Genomic DNA, 18,306 nt, shown 5'->3' with positions numbered 1-18,306 from the left:
ACTTAGTTAGACTAACTAAGTAATGACCGAAGAACTCTCCGCCACCGCATCCGAACTCCGCTTCGCCCTCTTCCGACTCACCCGCCTGCTGCGCCGCGTGCGCGCTGTCGACGCGATGAGCGACGCGCATCTGGCCGCCCTCGGGGCACTGCGCGCGCACGGCCGGCGCACGATCTCGGGGCTCGCCGAGCACGAGCGGGTGACCGCCCCCACCATGAGCGCGACCGTCAACGGTCTCGCCGAGCTGGGACTTGTGGTGCGCGTTCCGGATGAGGATGACCGACGACGCGTGTACGTCGAGATCACCGAACAGGGCGAGAAGGTCGTCGCCGAGACCATCCACCGCCGCGACGAGGTGCTGGCCGACATGATCACCGACGTCGACCTCGACCCGCACGAGCTGTCGGTGCTGCGCGAGGCGGCCGCGGTGCTGAGGAAGGTGGCCGGCGCATGAGCGCGATGTTCCGATCGTTCCGCACCTTCAACTACCGCACCTGGTTCGTCGGCGCCGTCATCTCCAACATCGGTGGCTGGATGCAGGCCACGGCCCAGGACTGGGTGGTGCTCACCGAGCTGACGGACAACGACGCCGCGGCGATGGGCGCCACCATGGCGCTGCAGTTCGGGCCGCCCCTGGTGCTGGTGAGTCTGACCGGCTGGGTGGCCGACCGGTTCGACCGGCGGAAGGTGCTGCTGACCACGCAGTCCGTACTGATGGCCCTCGCCCTGGGCGTCGCCGCGCTGCTGCTCACCGGCGTCATGACCCTGCCGCTGATGTTCTGCTTCGCTGCGGCCTTCGGCGTGACGAACGCGTTCGACGCCCCCGCGCGGCAGGCGTTCGTGTCCGACATGGTCAGCAGGGAGGACACCTCCAACGCCGTGGCGCTGAACTCGGCGTCGTTCAACATGGCGCGCCTGATCGGCCCGGCCGTGGGCGGTCTGGCCATCGTCGCTCTCGGCTCCGGCTGGGTGTTCGTCGCCAACGCCGTGACGTTCCTGGCGATGCTGATCGCCCTGCTGCTGATCCGCAGGAACGAGCTGATCCCGCGGATCAAGGGCGGTAAGAACAATGGCGGGCTCGCGGCCGGATTCCGCTACGTGCTCACTCGGCCCGACCTGCTGGTCGTGTTCGTGATGGTGTTCCTGATCGGCGCCTTCGGCATGAACTTCCCGATCTACGCGTCGACCATGGCCCTGGAGTTCGGTCAGGGAGCCGATGGTTACGGCCTGCTCAGCTCGGTACTGGCGATCGGCTCGCTGGCCGGTGCCCTCCTCGCCGCTCGGCGCGACCGCGCCCGTGTGCGGGTGATCGTGATCTCGGCGGCGGGGTTCGGCGTGGCATCCCTCGTCTCCGCCCTGATGCCCTCGTACTGGTCGTACGCCGCCGTGCTGATCCTCGTCGGGTTCTCCACCGTGACGATGCTCACCACGGCCAACGGATACGTGCAGACCACGACGGATGCCGCGCTGCGCGGCCGCGTGCTCGCGCTGTACATGGCGGTGGTGATGGGCTCGACCCCGATCGGTGCGCCGATCGCCGGCTGGATCGTCGACGAATTCGGCCCGCGCGCATCCATCATGGTCGGCGGCATCGCGGGCGTGCTCGCCGGAGCGATCGGGCTCGGATGGATGCTGTGGTCCGGCCGCCTGCACCGGCACGAGCGCACCCGGTTCCTGCTCACGCTGGACGAGACGCGGCCGCTGTCGGTCATCCGCGCCATGGATCCGGTGTCCCTCGACGACCGCACCACGTCGACGATGCCGATCCGGGTGCCGCATCCGCGCAAGGACGACCCCCGGCACTGACTTGTCAATGGCCTGGGGCGCCGCGCGCGGGCGTCGTACGTTCGGATCATGAACGCTCGAGAGCCGCAGGATTCCCGTCAGCACCCGCACACCCCCGGCCAGGATCCGCAGGGGAGCGGGCTGCCACGCGATCGCGATGCCCTTCCGAGCGACCCGCAGGACGCCCAGGGTCGCGCCCCGGTGGAGCCGGAATCGCAGCGCGAGCCGCGCGATGGCCGGTCTGACGACGAGGACGGCGAGGACGACGCGCCGCTCGGCGGCGATCAGAGCACCGAGGACCGTCTCCAGGCAGACACCGCCGTCGAGGAGGACGCTCTGAAGGCGCTCGATCCGGACGACAGTCCCGCCTGACAGCGACCGCTGCTTCTGCAGTCCGTGTCGCCGCCCGGTGGCCTTCGTCGTTTCGGCGGCGTGTCCGGCGTCGACACGCCGCCCGGCACCTCGCGGACGCGAATGACGAGACAGCCCCATCTCTGTGCGTCGCCCGAGAGTCGCCGCCCGACGACCGCGACGGGGATGAATGCTCGTAGCCTGGGCATCATGATCGTTTCCGCCCGTCATGACCGGGCGGTCGTCGCGACACCGCTGACCGCTGCGTTCGCCGGAGTCGCCGCGGCCGTGGTCGGCGCGGGCGCCGGAGAACTCGTCGGCGCGCTGCTGGCCCCCGCTTCCAGCCCGTTCGCCGTCGTCGGCGGCGCCCTGATCGATGCGGCGCCCGCCTGGGCGAAGGACACCGCGATCGCCTGGTTCGGCACCTCCGACAAGGTGGCGCTGATCATCGGCATCGGCATCGTGCTGCTGCTGGCTGCGGCCGCCGCGGGCATCTGCGAGGCGCGCTGGCCGCGCTCCGGCGTGATCGGGTTCGTCGTCATCGGCGCAGGCGTCGGCATCCTCGCCCTCACCCGGCCGGAAGCCGGGATGCTGTCCTGGCTTCCATCGGTCGCCGCAGGTGCCGTGGCGGCGATCGCCGTGCGGATGCTGGTGAGCAGAGCCGCGCCGCCGGAAACCTCAGCCCACGCCGGGGCGCCGTCGCGCCGCCAGTTCCTCGTCTGGGCGGGCGGCACGGCCGCGGTGGGCGTGGCGATGGCTCTCGCCGGCTCGGTCGCGCGCGCCGGATCCACCGTCGTGGCATCCGTGCGCGACGCGATCCGCCTGCCGCGGGCCGCGAAGCCGGCTCCCGCCGTGCCGGCCGGTGCAGCGCTCGACGTCCCGGGACTCGCCCCGCTGATCACCCCGAACGACGAGTTCTACCGCATCGACACTGCCCTGCTCGTGCCCTCGGTGGATCCCGCGGACTGGAAGCTGCGCATCCATGGGATGGTCGCCCAGGAGGTGACCCTGACCTGGGACGAACTGCTCGCCCTGCCTCTGACCGAGAGCGCGGTGACGCTGTCGTGCGTGTCGAACCCGGTCGGCGGCGATCTCGTCGGCAACGCCGTCTGGCTGGGTTACCCGATCCGCGAGCTGCTCGCGAAGGCGCAGCCGACCGCGGACGCCGACATGGTGCTGTCCACCTCGATCGACGGCTTCACGGCGGGCACCCCGATCGAGGCGCTAACCGATGACCGCGACGCCCTGCTGGCGATCGGCATGAACGGCGAGCCCCTCCCCCTCGCCCACGGATTCCCGGTGCGGATGGTGGTGCCGGGGCTCTACGGGTACGTGTCGGCGACGAAGTGGGTCACCGAGCTGGAGGTCACCCGCTTCGACAATGCGCGCGCCTATTGGACCGACCGCGGCTGGTCGGAACGCGGACCGATCAAGCTGCAGTCGCGCATCGACGTGCCCCGCCATGGCCGGGATGTCGAAGCGGGCGAGTCGGTGATCGCCGGGGTGGCCTGGCAGCCGCGCACCGGCATCTCCGGCGTTGAGGTGCAGGTCGACGACGGCCCATGGCAGAAGGCGGAGATCGCCGCGGCGATCTCCGCCGACACCTGGGTGCAGTGGCGGATGCCGTGGCAGGCGCAGCCCGGGCAGCATCAGATCCGCTGCCGTGCGATCGGCGGGGACGCGTCCACGCAGACCGATCAGTACGCCGCGCCGGCTCCGAACGGCGCGAGCGGCTGGCACACGATCACGACGACGGTCGGCTGACCGGGCGCCGGGTCAGCCCTCGGCTGCCTTCCCTCGCCCGGTGGTGATGACCGGGCCCATGCCGCCGTCCGCCGGCGGGGTCATCCGCGTACCGGCGTGCGGGCGGTCGGCGAGGGTGGAGGTGACGATGTCGCGCACGGCCTCGAACCGCCGCGACCACACCAGCAGGTCGGTGAGGGTCATCGGGATCTCGCCGCGGCGGAACTGCGCGATGTGATCGAAGGTCATGTCGGGCGAAGTCGGATCCAGGCTCGGCAGCAGCGTCGCGAGGTTCGACAGGCTCATCGCGACCTCTTCGCGGATGGCGTTGGCGACCCAGTGCTGCACGTTGGCGGCGATGAACGCGGCATCCGTCGGATCGACCCCTGGCGCGGCCCGCATCGGCTTGCCCCACAGCCCGAACATCTCGGGCCGGTCGACCAGATCGCGCGGCCGGCGGACCGCCCCCGCTGCGGCATCCGTCGCGGATTCCTCCCGCATCGGGCGGAACGTCGTGCCCACCGTCTCGGGGGTCTCCTTCATCGGGTTGAACGCTGCAGCCACCGTGATCTCCCTCTCGCACCGCGACGCGGCCCGTATCGATCCTAGGCACGGATGCCGTGACAGCGACCAGCCGGAGAACCTGCTTCACACTCTCCACGGATCATGGCGCAGCGGATGCCGCAGCGAGGGCGCGCGGGGCAGCCTCTGTCGCCCACGCCCGGCGGTGGCTACCGTGGGACGCATGAGCGGAAACCGCAGCGAGCCGGATCCGAAGTCAGTCGCCCCGGGTATGGAGGACGCCCCGCAGAAGCGTGAGCCGCAGGTCCTCAGATGGGTGTTCTGGCCCGCGGCAGCGATCGTCGTGGCGTTCGCCGGCTTCGCCCTGCTGGCACCGCACATCGCCGAAGCGCTCTTCACAGGCATCCAGACCACGATCGTGAACGCCTTCAACTGGTACTACGTGCTGATCGCGGCGTTCTTCGTCGCGTTCTGCCTGTTCCTCGGCTTCAGCCGGTTCGGCGACATCAAGCTCGGGCGCGACGACGAGGAACCCGAGTTCTCGCTGATGAGCTGGTTCTCGCTGCTGTTCGCAGCCGGCATGGGGATCGGGCTGGTCTTCTACGGCGTCAGCGAGCCGCTCTCGCACTTCACCTCACCGCGCCCGGGGGTGTCCGGCACCCCCGAGCAGCTCGCCCAGGCGGCGCTCGGTCAGACCTATCTGCACTGGGGCGTGCACGCCTGGTCGATCTACGTCGTGATCGGACTAGCCCTCGCCTACGCGATCCATCGCCGGCGCCGCCCGGTCTCGATCCGATGGACTCTCGAGCCGCTGCTTGGCAAGCGCGTGGAGGGCGGCTGGGGCCATGCGATCGATGTGATCGCCCTGGTGGGAACGCTGTTCGGCGTGGCCACCTCGCTGGGTCTGGGCGTGTTGCAGATGAGCGCCGGACTGCACTCCGCGGGGATCGCCGACCCGAACGAGACGACGCAGGTGGTGCTCATCCTCATCATCTCGGTGTTCGTGCTGCTTTCGGTGCTGTCGGGTGTGACCAAGGGCATGAAGTGGCTGTCGAACATCAACCTGGTGCTCGCCGGGCTGCTCCTGATCTACCTGCTCGCGGTGGGTCCCACGGAGTTCCTGCTGCGCGAGTTCGTGCAGTCACTGGGCTATTACATCCAGAACTTCGTCGGGCTCTCGTTCAACGTCAGCGCGTTCCAGGGCGCCGACGGCGAGAAATGGCAGGCCACGTGGACGTCGTTCTACTGGGGCTGGTGGATCTCGTGGGCGCCGTTCGTGGGCATCTTCATCGCCCGGGTGTCGAAGGGCCGCACGGTTCGCGAGTTCGTGATCGGCGTCATCCTCGTGCCGACGCTCATCGGCGTGCTGTGGTTCTCGGTGCTCGGCGGCTCGGCGCTGGCCATGGAGCTGGCCGATCCGGGCGCCCTCACCGCCGCCGACGGGTCGGTCGATCTGCAGGGTGCCCTGTTCGCGATGCTGAACAACGTGCCCGGCGCCGCGGTCGTGAGCGTGGGCGCCATCGTGCTGCTCGCCATCTTCTTCGTCACCTCCGCCGACTCCGGCGCGCTCGTGATGGGCATGATCGCCACCGGCGGCAAGCCGAATCCCCAGCGCTGGGTCCGCACCTTCTTCGTGGTGATCACGGCGCTCCTCGCGATCGCGTTGCTGCTGTCGGGCGGATTGACCGCGCTGCAGACCGCGGCGATCACGATCGCCCTGCCGTTCAGCATCGTGATGCTGCTGATGTGCTGGTCGACGGTCGTCGCCTTCACCCGTGAGCGGCGCGCGTACGCGAAGGCCGAACGGGCGCAGTTCATCGACCGGATCGGCGAATACTACGGCCTCGAGGTCGAATCGCATGACGCGACGGGGGTGTTCGGCGCGCAGCCGCGGTGGATGCGGCGACTTCAGCGCCAGTTCGGCCTGGTCGTGGCCCCGACGGCCCCGATCCGGGTGACCCCGTCGGCGCTGTCTGTCGAGAGCCACGGCGATGCGTCGCCGTCCACTCTCGACGTCGACGCCCTGGTGGTCGAGGACGAGCTCGCGGGCCTCGACGACCCCGATGTGCACGAACAGGATGCCGGGCCCTTCCTGAAGGACTGATCGGGAGGCGCGAGGGCATGCCTGTTGCGCTGCCCGAAGTCAAGCCCTCGCTCCCCGCGCCCGGGAGATCTACCATCGGGAACATGAACGAGCGGTATGACAGCGAACAGGATGCAGCACAGCATCCGCACATCCCCGAAGAAGAGCTGCCGGAGATCCCCGGTCCGCACACCGGCGCCCCGGAGGACATCCCCGAGCACAACACCGCCCCTGACGGGCAGCCCGGTCCGGATGCGGCACTCCCGACCTGAGCCGGGAGGCGATCATGCGCCCCGGAGCTCCAGCGTGCAGCACTTGATGCCGCCGCCGCCGAGCAGCAGCTCGGACAGGTCGACCATGATCGGGTTGTAGCCGCGCTCGCGCAGCTGCTTCTCGAATCCGGTGGCGCGCGGGGAGATGATGACGTTGTATCCGTCGCTGGACGAGTTCAGGCCGAAGACGGCGCCGTCCTCGTCGGCGACGAGGATCGCGTCGGGGAACCGCTCCTCGAGGATCCTCCGCGAGGCCTCGTCGAAGGCGCCGGGCAGGTAGGCGATGCCGGCCGTCCGGCCCTCCTCGACCACGGGGTCCAGCACTGTCAGCGCGGTGTCGAGGTGGTAGAAGCGCGGGTCGACGAGGGTGAGCGTGACGACCTCGCGGTCGAACACCTCGTGCACCTCGCGGTGGCTGTCACCCGCGGAGCGGAAGCCGGTGCCGGCGAGGATGATGTCGCCGGCGAGCAGGAAGTCGCCTTCGCCCTCGTTGATCTCCTTCGGCATCACGGTGTCGAAGCCGTGGGTGCGGAACCATTCGGCGAACGCGGGCGACTCGCCCTGGCGCTGCTCGTAGTAGAACGCGGGCACATACGCGCGCCCGTCGATGGTGAAGCCGCCGTTGGCCGTGTAGACCATGTCGGGGTACCCGGCGAGCGGCTCGATCAGCTCGACCTCGTGGCCCAGCTTCACGTACATGTCGTAGAGGTCCTGCCACTGGGCGACGGCCTTGGCCGTGTCGGTGGGCGTGGCAGGCTCCATCCACGGATTGATCTTGTACTCGACCGTGAAGTGCGACGGCTTGCACATCAGGTAGCGGCGGTGGTGGGCGACCCGGGTCGTGGTGGGTGCGATCGCGGTTTCAGGCGTGGACATGAGTGCTCCTCGTGTGAAGGTGCGGCGGACGCTGTCCATGGGCCTGGCGGAAGTTCGACCCGACCGCCTCTGCGAGGCGCGGGGAAGATGCGACACAGGCACACCACCTACATTTTTACATCCCGGAGGCCATTGATGCCAGTGCGAATGCTCAGGATGCCACACGCACGACGACTTTGCCGACGGTGTGCCCGGCTTCGACGTGCGCGAGAGCGGCGCCTGCCTCGCCGAACGGGTACGTCTGCTGGATCACCGGGTCGATCGATCCCGCGGCGACGAGGGTGAGCAGTTCGCGCAGTACATCCGGCTTGGCGACCGCGGCCAGCGGGCGGATGCGGCGGCGGGAGCCGATCGAGAGGACGACGGCGCGCAGCATCCGACCGATCGGGCCGAGCACCCGGGTGCCGTCGCCTCCGACGAGCACGATGGTGCCGCCGTTGCGAGTCGCGCGTTGCAGGTCGCGCAGTCGCGCGGTGCTGGCGAGGTCGATCACCGCGTCATAGGAGCCCTCGGCGAGCTCGTGCACGGGCTGGTCGCGGGCCAGGACGCGCGTGGCGCCGAGCCGAGCGACCAGCGCACGGTTGCGGTCGCCGCAGGTCGCGTGCACCTCTGCACCGCGGTGGGCGGCCAGCTGCACGATGAAGGTGCCGACGCCGCCCGATGCTCCGAGGATCAGCACCCTGCCGCCTTCACGGAGGCCGGAGAGCTCCAATGCCTGCCAGGCCGTACCGGCGGCGATCGGCAGGCACGCGGCGCGATCCGGGTCGACGGAGGCGGGCCTGGCGACCAGACGCTCGGCGGGTGCGACGACGAATGGTGCGAGGCCGCCCCCGCCGGGGAGCTCTACGACGACCTCGTCGCCGACGGCGGCATCCGTCACCCCATCACCGAGGGCGATGACGGTGGCCGCCACGTCCATGCCCCGGACGGGAATGCGGGGTCGGGTCAGGCCGAAGGCGAGGCGCACGAGTCCCGGCTCGCCGCGCATCAGGCGGATGTCGCCGGAGTTCAGCGCCGTGGCACGCACCCTCAGCAGCACTTCGCCCGCCCCGGGTGCCGGGACGTCGCGCTCGGCGAGACGGGTGGCGGATGCCGGGCCGTACCCGGCCTGCACCCATGCGGGCATGGTCTGGGCGGTGATGGTCATGTCAGGCCTCCGGGTACTGGAAGACGTCGTCGAGTGCGACGCCGAATTCGCGGGCGATCTGAAAGGCGAGTTCGAGGGTCGGCGAGTACTTCTCCCCCTCGATGGCGAGCAGCGTCTGCCGTGTGACGCCGATGCGGCGTGCGAGCTCGGCCTGCGTGATGCCCTGCGCCTCACGGTGGGAGCGGATGCTGTTGGTCACCCGGGTGGGCTTGACCATCAGATCAGTCCTCGGCGGTACGCGATCACGCGGGCGATGCCGCCGACGATGGAGGCGACCACGAAGCCGGCGAACATCGTGTTCGCGATCCAGAAAAGATCGACGTCGAGGGCGCACAGCACGATCACCGCGAGCCCGGCGATGACGAGGAAGGCCTGCTCCACCCGGCCGCCCATACGGCTGATGTCGCGGTCGCGCAGGTCGGATGCCGTGGCATCCTCCTTGTCGCGGATGCCGGCGACGATCCCCCAGACGATCGTGATGAGAATACTCAGGGCGATGCCGATGCCGATGGCCCACACCATGGGCCAGATCCAGGCATCCGCCCCTCGCACCAGTCCGAGGTAGACGCCGACCGTGACGAACGACGCGATCAGTCCCGCCCACGCGGCCCGCTCGTGATAGACCATGACTTCCTCCGATGTAAAAGATTATTTACATCGGAGCGTACGCGGACCGTGGCCAGAATGTCAAGAATCTTTTACACACAGCCTCATGACGCGCTCCAGGTCGCAATCGATGCCGCTTAGACGCCGCAATAGCGGCATCCGTTGCGACCTGGACGTCGGGGGCAGGCGGGTCGGGGGCAGGCGGGTCCAGCGGCTCCGGCGGTTCAAATGACCGAGGCGCTCCAGGAATCGGGGTTGCCGAAGCGGTGGGCGGTGATGGCGATGGCCTGCTCGTGCAGGAACGGCAGCAGCTCGATGCGACCCGCCGAGGTGACCTCGCCCGCGTAGACGGCGAGATCCGGGTGACCTTGGACGGCCTCCGACAGCGCCTCGTGCAGGGTGGCGATCGATTCGCGTCCGCCGATCAGGCGCACGCGGCCGCGTGCCGGAATCCTGCCGTCCTCCTCCGGGTCTTCGCGGCTCAGCATCCGCTGGATCCATTGGTCGTCGCTCTCGACGGCGACGAGGATATGCAATGCACTCAGCTCTGCGCGCACCCCGGCGGGAACCCCGTCGGGCACCGAGACGAACATGCCCGCACCGGAGCGGATGCCGGCGATCACCACTCGCAGCACCTCCTGCAGCCCGGCATCCGCGGTCGCCCGCACGACGACGGGTGTCGGCCGATACCGGAACAGGTTGCGCTCGACACCCAGCTGCGAGACGTCGCGAACCTGCCCGAACTCGCGGTCCCAGGCCACGGCATCCGACAGCGCCGCCTGCCGCAGCCATTCGAACGCCTCGAAGTCCAGCGACGACTGCGCCGATTCGATCAACCCGGAGATGCGCGCGTCGAGCCCGCGCAGGTGCAGGGTGCTCGACGCCTTTCCGCGCGGCTGCGAGCGCCAGGTGCCCAGCCCGATCAGATAGTTCGGTCCGCCGGCCTTCGCGCCCGGCCCGACCGAGGAGCGCTTCCAGCCGCCGAAAGGCTGACGCTGCACGATCGCCCCGGTGATGCCGCGGTTCACGTACAGGTTGCCGGCCTGCACCTTCTCGAGCCAGAGTTCCAGATCGTCCGGGTCCTGGGTGTGCAGCCCTGCGGTCAGCCCGTAGGCGACCGCGTTCTGCAGCTCGACCGCCGCGGTGATCGACGGTGCGTGCATGATGCCCAGCATCGGACCGAAGAACTCCTCGAGATGGGTGCGCGATCCGGGTCGCACGCCGACGCGGATGCCGGGGCTCCACAGCCGTCCGCTGTCGTCCAGCGACCGCGGCGCGACCAGCCACTTCTCGTCGTCTTCCAGCGTGCTCAGCGCCCAGGCCAGCTTGCCCTGCGGCTTCTCGATGACCGGACCGACCTCCGCCTGCGGGTCGCCGGGCCAGGCCACGCGCAGCGACCGCACGGCATCCACCAGCTGGCGGGCGAACCGCTTGGAGCGCCCGACGGGTCCGACGAGGATCGCCAGAGATGCCGCGGAGCACTTCTGCCCGGCATGCCCGAACGCGCTGTGCACGAGGTCGGCGACGGCCAGATCGAGATCGGCGGTGGGCGCGACGATGATGGCGTTCTTGCCACTCGTCTCGGCAAGCAGCGGCAGATCCGGCCGCCAGGAGCGGAACAGCGCGGCCGTGTCCCAGGAGCCGGTGAGGATCACGCGGTCGACGTCCGGATGCGTGATGAGCTGCTGCCCCAGCGCGCCCTCCTCGACGTCGGCGAGCACGAGCACGTCGCGGGGGACACCGGCCTGCCAGAGCGCCTCGGCGATGACGGCCGCGCAGCGTCGCGCCTGCGGTGCGGGTTTGAAGAGGACGCCGGAGCCCGCGGCGAGCGCGGCCAGCACGCCGCCTGCCGGGATCGCGAGCGGGAAGTTCCACGGCGGTGTGACGACGGTCACGCGCGCAGGCGCGAACCGCGCGCCTGCGACGCCGTCGAGCTCGCGACAGGTGGCCGCGTAGTACCTGGCGAAGTCGACCGCCTCACTGACCTCGATGTCGGCCTCGGCGAACACCTTGCCGGTCTCGATCGCGGCGACCTCGATCAGATCCGCGCGGCGTTCGGCGAGCGCGGCGGCCGCCCTCAGCAGCACCTCGCTGCGCTCGGACGCCGGCCGGGTGCCCCAGGCCGATGCGGCCTCCCGGACGCGGGTGACGGTCTGCGACAGCATCCGCTCGTCGTCGATCCTCCCGGCCTTCAGCGTCGCGAGGCCGAGCACGGATGCTTCCGGCTGCGAGATCCGCGCGAACACCTCGCGCGCCCAGTCGCGGTTCGCGGCGAGCGAGGGATCGCTGTCGGCGACGTTGCTGAAGCCGGGCGCACCGGATGCCGAACCCGCCAACTCCTGCCGAGAGTAGACGGCGGTCTGCAGGAAAGGGTCGCCGTCGCCGTCGGCATCCGCTCCCCTGGCGATGCCGAGCACGACACCGGTGAGGTCCTCATCCCGCGCCGGGGCCTGACGCTGCGGACGCACGGACTCGTTCAGCGGGGCGGAGCGGTTCTGCACGCGCCGGGCGCCGGTCAGCAGCGAATGGTCGCCGGCGCGGCGCACGGAATCGACGAACCTCAGGCGCTCGCGTTCGAAGAGTGAGGAGTCGTCGGCCAGGTGGAACGCCGCGGAGAGAAAGTTCGAGGTGGACGCGTTCTCCTCCAGCCGGCGGACGAGATAGCTGATCGCGACATCGAACTCGTGCGGGTGCACGACCGGCACGTACAGCAGCACCGGCCCGACCATCCGCGAGACGGCGGTGACCTGCCCCTGGGCCATGCCCAGCAGCATCTCGAACTCGATCGCGTCTCGCACGTCGCGCTCGCCCGCGAGCAGCCAGGCGTATGCGATGTCGAAGAGGTTGTGCCCGGCGACGCCGATGCGCACAACTGCGGCGTTGCGCGGCTGGAAGGCCTCATCCAGGCACCGCAGGTAGTTCGCGTCGGTGTCGAGCTTGGAGCCGTAGGGAGCCTGGGTCCAGCCGTGCATCACGGCATCCACCTTCTCCATGGCGAGGTTCGCACCCTTGACGAGGCGCACCTTGATGGGTGCTCCGCCGTGTTCCACGCGGTCGCGCGCCCAGGCGGTCAGCTCACGCAGGGCAGGCAGGGCATCCGGCAGGTAGGTCTGCAGCACGATGCCGGCCTCGCAGCGCTTGAGCCGGGGGTCCTCGAGGATCCGCGTGAACACCGCGATCGTCAGGTCGAGGTCCTTGTACTCCTCCATGTCGAGATTGATGAAGGTCCGGTTCGAGGCGGCCGTCAGGTACAGAGGCATCAGCCGTTCGACGACCGCGTCGACCACGTCGTCGAAGGCCCACATCGAGATGCGACTCATGATGGCCGAGACCTTGACCGACACGTAGTCGACGTCGTCGCGGCGGATGAGGTCATGGATGCCCTGCAGGCGGCGCTTCGCCTCGGCCTCGCCGAGCACCGCCTCCCCCAGCAGGTTCAGGTTCAGTCGCGGGACGGCCGCGACCCCGGAGGCGTCGTGGCGTCGGATGCGCTGCAGCGCTGCACCGAGCTTCTCGGGCCGCGCGTCGACGATGAGGTGGCCGACCATCTCACGCAGGACCCGTCGGGCGATGGGGACGGTCGGCAGCGGAAGCGTGGGCGCGATGCCGCCGCCGAGCCGCACCGCACCGCGCAGGTACCAGGGCAGGAAGCCGGGCGCGAGCGGCGCAACCCGATGCAGATTGGATGCGGCCGCGCTCAGGCTCTCGGGACGCATCACGCCGTCGACGAAGCCAAGAGTGAAGGGCAGCCCGTTCGGGTCGTGGAGGACGCCGGTCAGTCGCTCGGCGGCCGGATCCACGGGGACGGAGGCCGCCTCGTGCACCCACCGATGGGCGAGTTCGACGGCCGCGTCGGCGAGACGCGTCCCGGGCGAGTTCGACTGCTGCTCAGGCATGCTCCCAGCGTAGGTCTCGAGTGCGCGCGAGGGCAGATGATCCCGGTGGTGGCGCGCGAAGTCGTCCTATGCTGATCCCGTGACCGCCGCACCGCCCTCGCCACCCTCTGAGCGCACTCTGCTCACCCGGGTGCGACGCATGGCGAGCCTGATCCCGACGGGGTGGCTCCTCACGGCGAGCGGCGGCGTGCTGCTGGCCGCGACGGCGGCCTTCGGCGGGCTCGAGGAGGTGCCGCCCCCACCCGTTCCGACGGTGGAAGCGGGAGAGCAGTATGCGGGCTCGGATCTGCAGCTGACCGTGCAGGGCGTCGAGCTGCGCACGGAGCGCGGAAACGCAGCGGTGTACCCGGATGCGGAGAAGGACGAGCGGGTGCTGGCGGTGATCGTCGAGGTCATGAACACGTTCGACAAGCCGCGGCTCGCCACGGCCCTGGGCGAGGTCTCGCCGGTGGTCGACGGCATCCGGGTCGACGGCCTCGACGCCAAGCCCGAGGTGTCGCGGGCGGATGGCAGCGGCGGCACGTTCCTGCAGCCCGACGTGCCGGCGCAGCTCGTGCTGGCCTGGATCGTGGGCCCGGACGATCTGAAGGACGGCGACGAGGTGACGCTCACCCTGCCCGATTCCACCCACAGGGTGGGCACCAACGTGCAGCGCGGAGTGGACATGTGGGATGACGTGGTCGTGGGCGCGGTGCTGACCACCACGGTCCGCGAGATCCCGGCCGGCGATGAAGGAGGCGCACCATGACCTCCGTCGCCGCGGAGCGCCGATGGGCCGCGAAGATCACCCCTTGGACGCTCACCGTCGTGCTGCTCGCGGGTGCGTGGGCACTGAACACGGTTGCGCTGCCCGACGGCTCCTCGGAGGCGAGCTTCGCCACGCGCACCACGATCGGCGAGCCCGCCGCGACCCGCAACCTGGAGCTCACCGTGACCGATGTGCGGGCTGCCCGCACCATCACCGACCCGCAGGGCTGGTCGGCCGGGTTCGAGAAGACGCAGGGCACCTGGCTGGTCGTCGACCTGGACGCGGCCTCGGTCCAGTCGCAGTACGCGGCGTCGCTGAGCTTCGCCGAACTGACGATCGGCGATCGCACATTCGGGGCAACCGAGCGCGGCGAGACCTTCTTCCGTCAGCGCCTGGTCACAGGCGTACCGCGAAGCGGAAGTCTCGCCTTCGAACTGCCGGACGATGTGATCGAAGGCGAGGCGCTGAAGGGCACGGCGACACTGCGGCTGGGCGTCCCCTCCGATGTCCGGTACGACGGGATCATCGAGACCCTGATCACGTTGGAGGATCTGCCCGTCGAAGAATCGATCATCCTCGCGGAGACGGGATGGACCCACGGATGACGATTCCGACGCCTCCGCAGACGCCGGAACCCGCACCGACCCAGAGCCCGCAGCGGGCGGGCTGGTGGCGCACCAACCGGCTGCCGCTACTCGCCCTGCTCGTGCTGATCCCCGTGGTCGGCATCGGAGTCGGCTGGAACGAGTGGCACTACGCCTACGGGTACGGCGCCCGCAAGGTGAACGCGGTCGTGGCTCCGGACAAGGGCACGACCGAGCTGAACGGCGCGACCTGGGGCCCCGTCCGCAGCGGCGAGATCGCCGATGTCAGTGGTATGGACATGCCCGCGGGAACGCGCCTGCTGGCGGCGGTCATCCCTGTCGAGCCCGACGGCGCGGCCGTGGCGTGCGCCGCACCGGTGCTCGTGCAACAGAGCACCGGGCGGGAGTGGACGCCGATGCGCTCCGAGATCGGCATCCCGTACAGCGATGACGAGCCGTCCACCTGCATCAGCGATCTGGCCGACGAGAACGACCCGAACTCGGCGCAGCCCTATTCGCTGGTCGTGGCCTTCGTCGTCCCCGAGGACGTGGAGGGCCCGTTCTGGGTCGAGGTGGACCCGGTCGGAGACGACCGGTTCGTGAGGTTCTCGATCGATCCCTGACCGCCCGTGGTCTCAGACTTCCGACCGGCCTCGAGCACGGCATCCGGCATCACGCCTGCGGCATCCGCCACCGCCCGCACGTCCGCTTCGCCGCGGGGGATGTCGCCCGCCTCGGCACGCTGCTGCTGTCGCGTGCGCAGCGTGCCGAGCGTCGCGTCGTACGCGCCGGCGATCACGGCGATGCGCAGCGGCTCCGTGATCAGCAGCGGGATCAGCGAGACCAGGGGCAGCGCGATGCCCCAGAAGGTCAAGTCGTGCGGGCCGACCAGCCGAGTCGCACCGAACTGCAGGTAGGTTTCGAGCGTCTTCACAGCGACATGCAGCAGCGCGTACGACGCGATCAGCACGGGTCCCGCCCGCCACATCAGCAGCAGCGCACGCCCGATCGGCACGAAGCGGGAGCTCAGCTCATCGCGCAGGTCCTTCAGCCTGCGCAGGACCGGATTGGGGACCACCGCCGCGTGCTCGCGCAGGGAGGTGAGCACCTCATTCTCGATGCGCAGCTTCTCGGCGACGATCGCCTGTCCGTAGACGACACCGCCGACCGTGAGCCAGGCGAGGGGCGCCAGGAGGATGGGTCCGGCCTCGCCGAGCGTCCAGACGACGCCGTCCCACAGCCAGCGCAGCGGCGCGACCGCCGCCAGCACACCGTCGCGGATCTGCTCCCACCATGCCATCGCCGCACGCGAGTCGATCCAGCCCTTCGCCCTGTCGGTGAGATCGCCGATCACGATCACCGAGAAGAACACCCAGACCACCTCGAGGTAGACCGCGATCGGCGACACCCAGCCGGGGATGCGCTGCTGCCATTTCGTCCACGCCCAACGAGCCGCGAAGGCGATGACGATGATCAGCACCGTCCACACGGTCAACGGCAGATTCAGCACACTGTCGCTGTCAGCCAGCGGCGTCCCCGTCTCGGACACGTTCGCCCAGATCATGTCGGTCCGCTCGCGCAGCGCACGGGCGGAGTAGGCGACCACGTCTTCGCCCAGCAGCCCCTGCCCCCAGTAGACGGCGAAGAACGGAAGGATGCCGGCGAGCAGCGCCGACAAGAAGGTGCGGCGTCGTTCGGCCGCCGATTCCGGCAGCGCAGCGAGGTCGTTCAGCTCACGCAGACCGTCGCGCAGCACGAGGAACATCGCGACGTAGCTGACCAGTCGCGCGAGGATGGCGACCGGCAGGATGAGGAATCCGACGGTGGCCGAATGCGCGCCGATCACTCCCGCGACCTGCACGAACAGGTAGTGCACCGCGATACCGCCGAGGTACCACGCCAGCATCGCAGGCCAGTGGCGCAGGAGCACACGGCCCACCGTGCGCAGGATCGTCAGCACGGCATCACAATACCGCGCACGCGCCGTCGCCTATCCGGTCATGATCGCGTTGATGACGCCGAACGGCATCCATTCGGCGAGGAACGCGACGTCGGACACGATGATCGCGGCGATAGCGAGTCCGCCGACGGGCGCCGCCGGGTACTACGAAGGGGCGGCGCGAGTGCCACCGGTGGTCGGAGCGGGGCATGACGACGCGATAAGGAGCAGCGGGTGAGGCGCGCTGGTCATTTCGACACCAAACCTAAGTCGTTCAATGGCTTACACGGGTTCGAATTGCCAGTAGTCAAGGTTGAAATTCTGGTTGGTTCCTGTTGGCACGTGCATCGTGAACGTGTGGGTGCCCGCGGTGAGGCTCACCCCCGGGTGGATCTCCTGCGTGAGGAAGTATTTGTGACCGGTCGTCGTCATGATGTCGATCGCCGGTGCCGTAAACGTGCCGAAGTCGAGCGAGATGCGACCAGCGGGCCGGTGCGGGCTCGAGACTCGTGCCGTGATGCGATATGTATCGGTGACGGGAACCGTCACCGTATAACTGATCCATTCGCCGCCGCGAATCCAACACACGTACAGGGCGTTCTCGCTCTCGCACACATCCACGCCCTCATCGGGGCGGTGAACGTCCGCACCCTGGTTGGTCGCGTCATTGTCGAGGTACGCGATGCCCGCTCCCCCGAGCGCGTAGTTCTCGGCCTGAACACGCACGCCGCCCTCGGGAAGTCCGTACGTGGATGCGCGGCCGCCCTCGGCCCAGTACCGCAGCGCGGCAGGTTCGTCGGTCTGGATGATCGACGCCCCCATCGCGACGAGCTCACCCCATCCCCCGACATCGCGCAGCGCGCCCTCGTCGGTGTGGGTGCCTGCGAGGTTCTTCCACAGCGAGTTCATCCAAACGCGGCCCCTGGTCTGGAGGTCGGCGAGGAAGGCCGGCGAGACGTGCGGCTCGGCCGCGTCCGCCCACACGACCTCGTAGCAGTCGAGGTCACGCGCGAACGACGACACGATGGTGTAGTTGGTCGCGTCGATGACGTGGCAATAGAGCGCGTCGGGGTGGGCGTTGAGGAAGTCGTTGACCTCGGATGCCGTGCCGTTGCTCTTGAAGAGAACCTGGTCGTTCATGCCCGCGGCAGTGGCTTCCGCCCAGATCTGCTCGCGATGCGCCCACGCCTTGTCGACGTTGATGAGCACGTCGTTTCCGGCCGCGGCGAGCGCTTGCGTGAAGGTCGGCACCCGATGGTTCGTGAGTTCCGCGGCCGCGCCGCCGCGATATTCACGCAGCCAGAGGCCCTCGACGTAGCTGAGAGTTCGTGCGCTGACAGTGCCGGTTCCATTGGTGGTGCGGGAGAGGTCGTTGTCGTGCATCACTACGAGGTGTCCGTCGCTCGTGCGCCGGATGTCGATCTCGACGATCTCTGCACCGAGGTCTGCCGCCTGCTCAATCGCCGGGATCGAGTTCTCGGGGGCGTTGCGCCAGTCGCCGAGGTGCGCGACGGCCATCACAGCGAGGCCGAAGCCCTTCTGCTGAAGCGACGCGCGGTGGTCGTCGGCGGGGGCCGCGTGTGCCGCGCCGGTGGCGACGCCTGCTCCTGCGAGGAGAGCGAGCACCGTGGTCACCCCAATGATCCGACGGCTGCGTCGTCGCACGGAGCCATCGATCATGCTCGCCGTGCTGAATGCTCTCAACATCGAGATGACCTCCAGTGGTCGTTCGGCCGTGAGGATGCACCCCTGTT

Annotated in this window: 17 protein-coding genes; 9 read left to right on the top strand and 8 right to left on the bottom strand. The window is 69.3% G+C overall.

All coding sequences use genetic code 11. The features are described from left to right. The first annotated feature begins 22 nt into the window (after nucleotides 1-22). The 4 genes from QF046_RS14315 (at nucleotide 23) to QF046_RS14300 (ending at nucleotide 3,900) form a co-directional block, all read left to right on the top strand. The gene (locus QF046_RS14315; RefSeq protein WP_307371028.1) at nucleotides 23-454 is read left to right on the top strand and encodes a MarR family winged helix-turn-helix transcriptional regulator; all 432 of its coding nucleotides are present in this window, start codon (nucleotides 23-25) and stop codon (nucleotides 452-454) included. A 5-nt stretch (nucleotides 455-459) separates the two neighbouring features. Continuing rightward, entirely contained in the window at nucleotides 460-1,806 is a 1,347-nt protein-coding gene (locus QF046_RS14310) for an MFS transporter (RefSeq protein WP_307372862.1), read from the top strand. Nucleotides 1,807-1,854: 48 nt separating this feature from the next. Then, complete coding sequence (locus QF046_RS14305) at nucleotides 1,855-2,157, top strand: hypothetical protein (RefSeq protein ID WP_307371026.1); 303 nt, start codon at nucleotides 1,855-1,857, stop codon at nucleotides 2,155-2,157. Nucleotides 2,158-2,346: 189 nt separating this feature from the next. After that, nucleotides 2,347-3,900 carry a molybdopterin-dependent oxidoreductase gene (locus QF046_RS14300; RefSeq protein ID WP_307371024.1) on the top strand — a complete coding sequence of 518 codons (1,554 nt, stop codon included), beginning with the start codon at nucleotides 2,347-2,349 and terminating at the stop codon, nucleotides 3,898-3,900. Between the two features lie 12 nt (nucleotides 3,901-3,912). On the opposite strand, the gene QF046_RS14295 is transcribed toward QF046_RS14300, so the two are convergent. Next, the gene (locus QF046_RS14295; RefSeq protein ID WP_307371021.1) at nucleotides 3,913-4,443 is read right to left on the bottom strand and encodes a hypothetical protein; all 531 of its coding nucleotides are present in this window, start codon (nucleotides 4,441-4,443) and stop codon (nucleotides 3,913-3,915) included. Nucleotides 4,444-4,672: 229 nt separating this feature from the next. Between QF046_RS14295 and QF046_RS14290 the strand changes: the two genes are divergently transcribed. After that, the gene (locus QF046_RS14290; RefSeq protein WP_307372860.1) at nucleotides 4,673-6,505 is read left to right on the top strand and encodes a BCCT family transporter; all 1,833 of its coding nucleotides are present in this window, start codon (nucleotides 4,673-4,675) and stop codon (nucleotides 6,503-6,505) included. Nucleotides 6,506-6,588: 83 nt separating this feature from the next. Continuing rightward, complete coding sequence (locus QF046_RS14285; RefSeq protein WP_307371019.1) at nucleotides 6,589-6,756, top strand: hypothetical protein; 168 nt, start codon at nucleotides 6,589-6,591, stop codon at nucleotides 6,754-6,756. Between the two features lie 12 nt (nucleotides 6,757-6,768). Here the strand turns inward: QF046_RS14285 and ddaH are convergent, their stop codons facing one another. The 5 genes from ddaH to QF046_RS14260 form a co-directional block, all read right to left on the bottom strand. Then, entirely contained in the window at nucleotides 6,769-7,632 is an 864-nt protein-coding gene (gene ddaH, locus QF046_RS14280) for a dimethylargininase (RefSeq protein WP_307371017.1), read from the bottom strand. A gap of 151 nt (nucleotides 7,633-7,783) precedes the next feature. Continuing rightward, nucleotides 7,784-8,779 (bottom strand): NAD(P)-dependent alcohol dehydrogenase, encoded by a 996-nt coding sequence (locus QF046_RS14275; protein ID WP_307371014.1) that lies wholly within the window; start codon nucleotides 8,777-8,779, stop codon nucleotides 7,784-7,786. Nucleotide 8,780: 1 nt separating this feature from the next. Next, the gene (locus tag QF046_RS14270; protein WP_307371011.1) at nucleotides 8,781-8,996 is read right to left on the bottom strand and encodes a helix-turn-helix transcriptional regulator; all 216 of its coding nucleotides are present in this window, start codon (nucleotides 8,994-8,996) and stop codon (nucleotides 8,781-8,783) included. After that, nucleotides 8,996-9,406: a hypothetical protein gene (locus QF046_RS14265; RefSeq protein ID WP_307371008.1), complete on the bottom strand. Its 411-nt coding sequence runs from the start codon at nucleotides 9,404-9,406 to the stop codon at nucleotides 8,996-8,998. Before QF046_RS14265 ends, QF046_RS14270 begins: the two co-directional genes overlap by 1 nt. A gap of 203 nt (nucleotides 9,407-9,609) precedes the next feature. Continuing rightward, complete coding sequence (locus QF046_RS14260; RefSeq protein ID WP_307371004.1) at nucleotides 9,610-13,281, bottom strand: bifunctional proline dehydrogenase/L-glutamate gamma-semialdehyde dehydrogenase; 3,672 nt, start codon at nucleotides 13,279-13,281, stop codon at nucleotides 9,610-9,612. Nucleotides 13,282-13,360: 79 nt separating this feature from the next. Here QF046_RS14260 and QF046_RS14255 point away from each other — a divergent pair, with 79 nt between their 5' ends. Genes QF046_RS14255 through QF046_RS14245 form a run of 3 tightly spaced genes read left to right on the top strand, consistent with a single transcriptional unit; the run spans nucleotide 13,361 to nucleotide 15,236 of the window. Beyond that, nucleotides 13,361-14,029 carry a hypothetical protein gene (locus QF046_RS14255; protein ID WP_307371001.1) on the top strand — a complete coding sequence of 223 codons (669 nt, stop codon included), beginning with the start codon at nucleotides 13,361-13,363 and terminating at the stop codon, nucleotides 14,027-14,029. Continuing rightward, nucleotides 14,026-14,634: a hypothetical protein gene (locus QF046_RS14250; RefSeq protein ID WP_307370999.1), complete on the top strand. Its 609-nt coding sequence runs from the start codon at nucleotides 14,026-14,028 to the stop codon at nucleotides 14,632-14,634. The genes QF046_RS14255 and QF046_RS14250 overlap by 4 nt, the downstream gene beginning before the upstream one ends. After that, nucleotides 14,631-15,236, top strand: coding sequence for a hypothetical protein (locus tag QF046_RS14245; protein ID WP_307370998.1), 606 nt, complete (start codon nucleotides 14,631-14,633; stop codon nucleotides 15,234-15,236). The genes QF046_RS14250 and QF046_RS14245 overlap by 4 nt, the downstream gene beginning before the upstream one ends. On the opposite strand, the gene QF046_RS14240 is transcribed toward QF046_RS14245, so the two are convergent. Further along, nucleotides 15,125-16,573, bottom strand: a complete 1,449-nt coding sequence (locus QF046_RS14240) for a hypothetical protein (RefSeq protein ID WP_307370994.1) — start codon at nucleotides 16,571-16,573, stop codon at nucleotides 15,125-15,127. The two genes, QF046_RS14245 and QF046_RS14240, sit on opposite strands and share 112 nt — an antisense overlap. Nucleotides 16,574-16,834: 261 nt before the next feature. Beyond that, a complete protein-coding gene (locus tag QF046_RS14235) occupies nucleotides 16,835-18,187 on the bottom strand; it encodes a glycerophosphodiester phosphodiesterase family protein (protein WP_307370991.1) in 1,353 nt (450 codons plus the stop codon). Nucleotides 18,188-18,306: the final 119 nt, after the last annotated feature.

It is taken from the genome of Microbacterium sp. W4I4 (assembly GCF_030816235.1).
Lineage (GTDB): Bacteria > Actinomycetota > Actinomycetes > Actinomycetales > Microbacteriaceae > Microbacterium.
The sequence above is the reverse complement of the archived record's forward strand: the minus strand, read 5'-3'. Positions and strand labels throughout refer to the sequence as shown.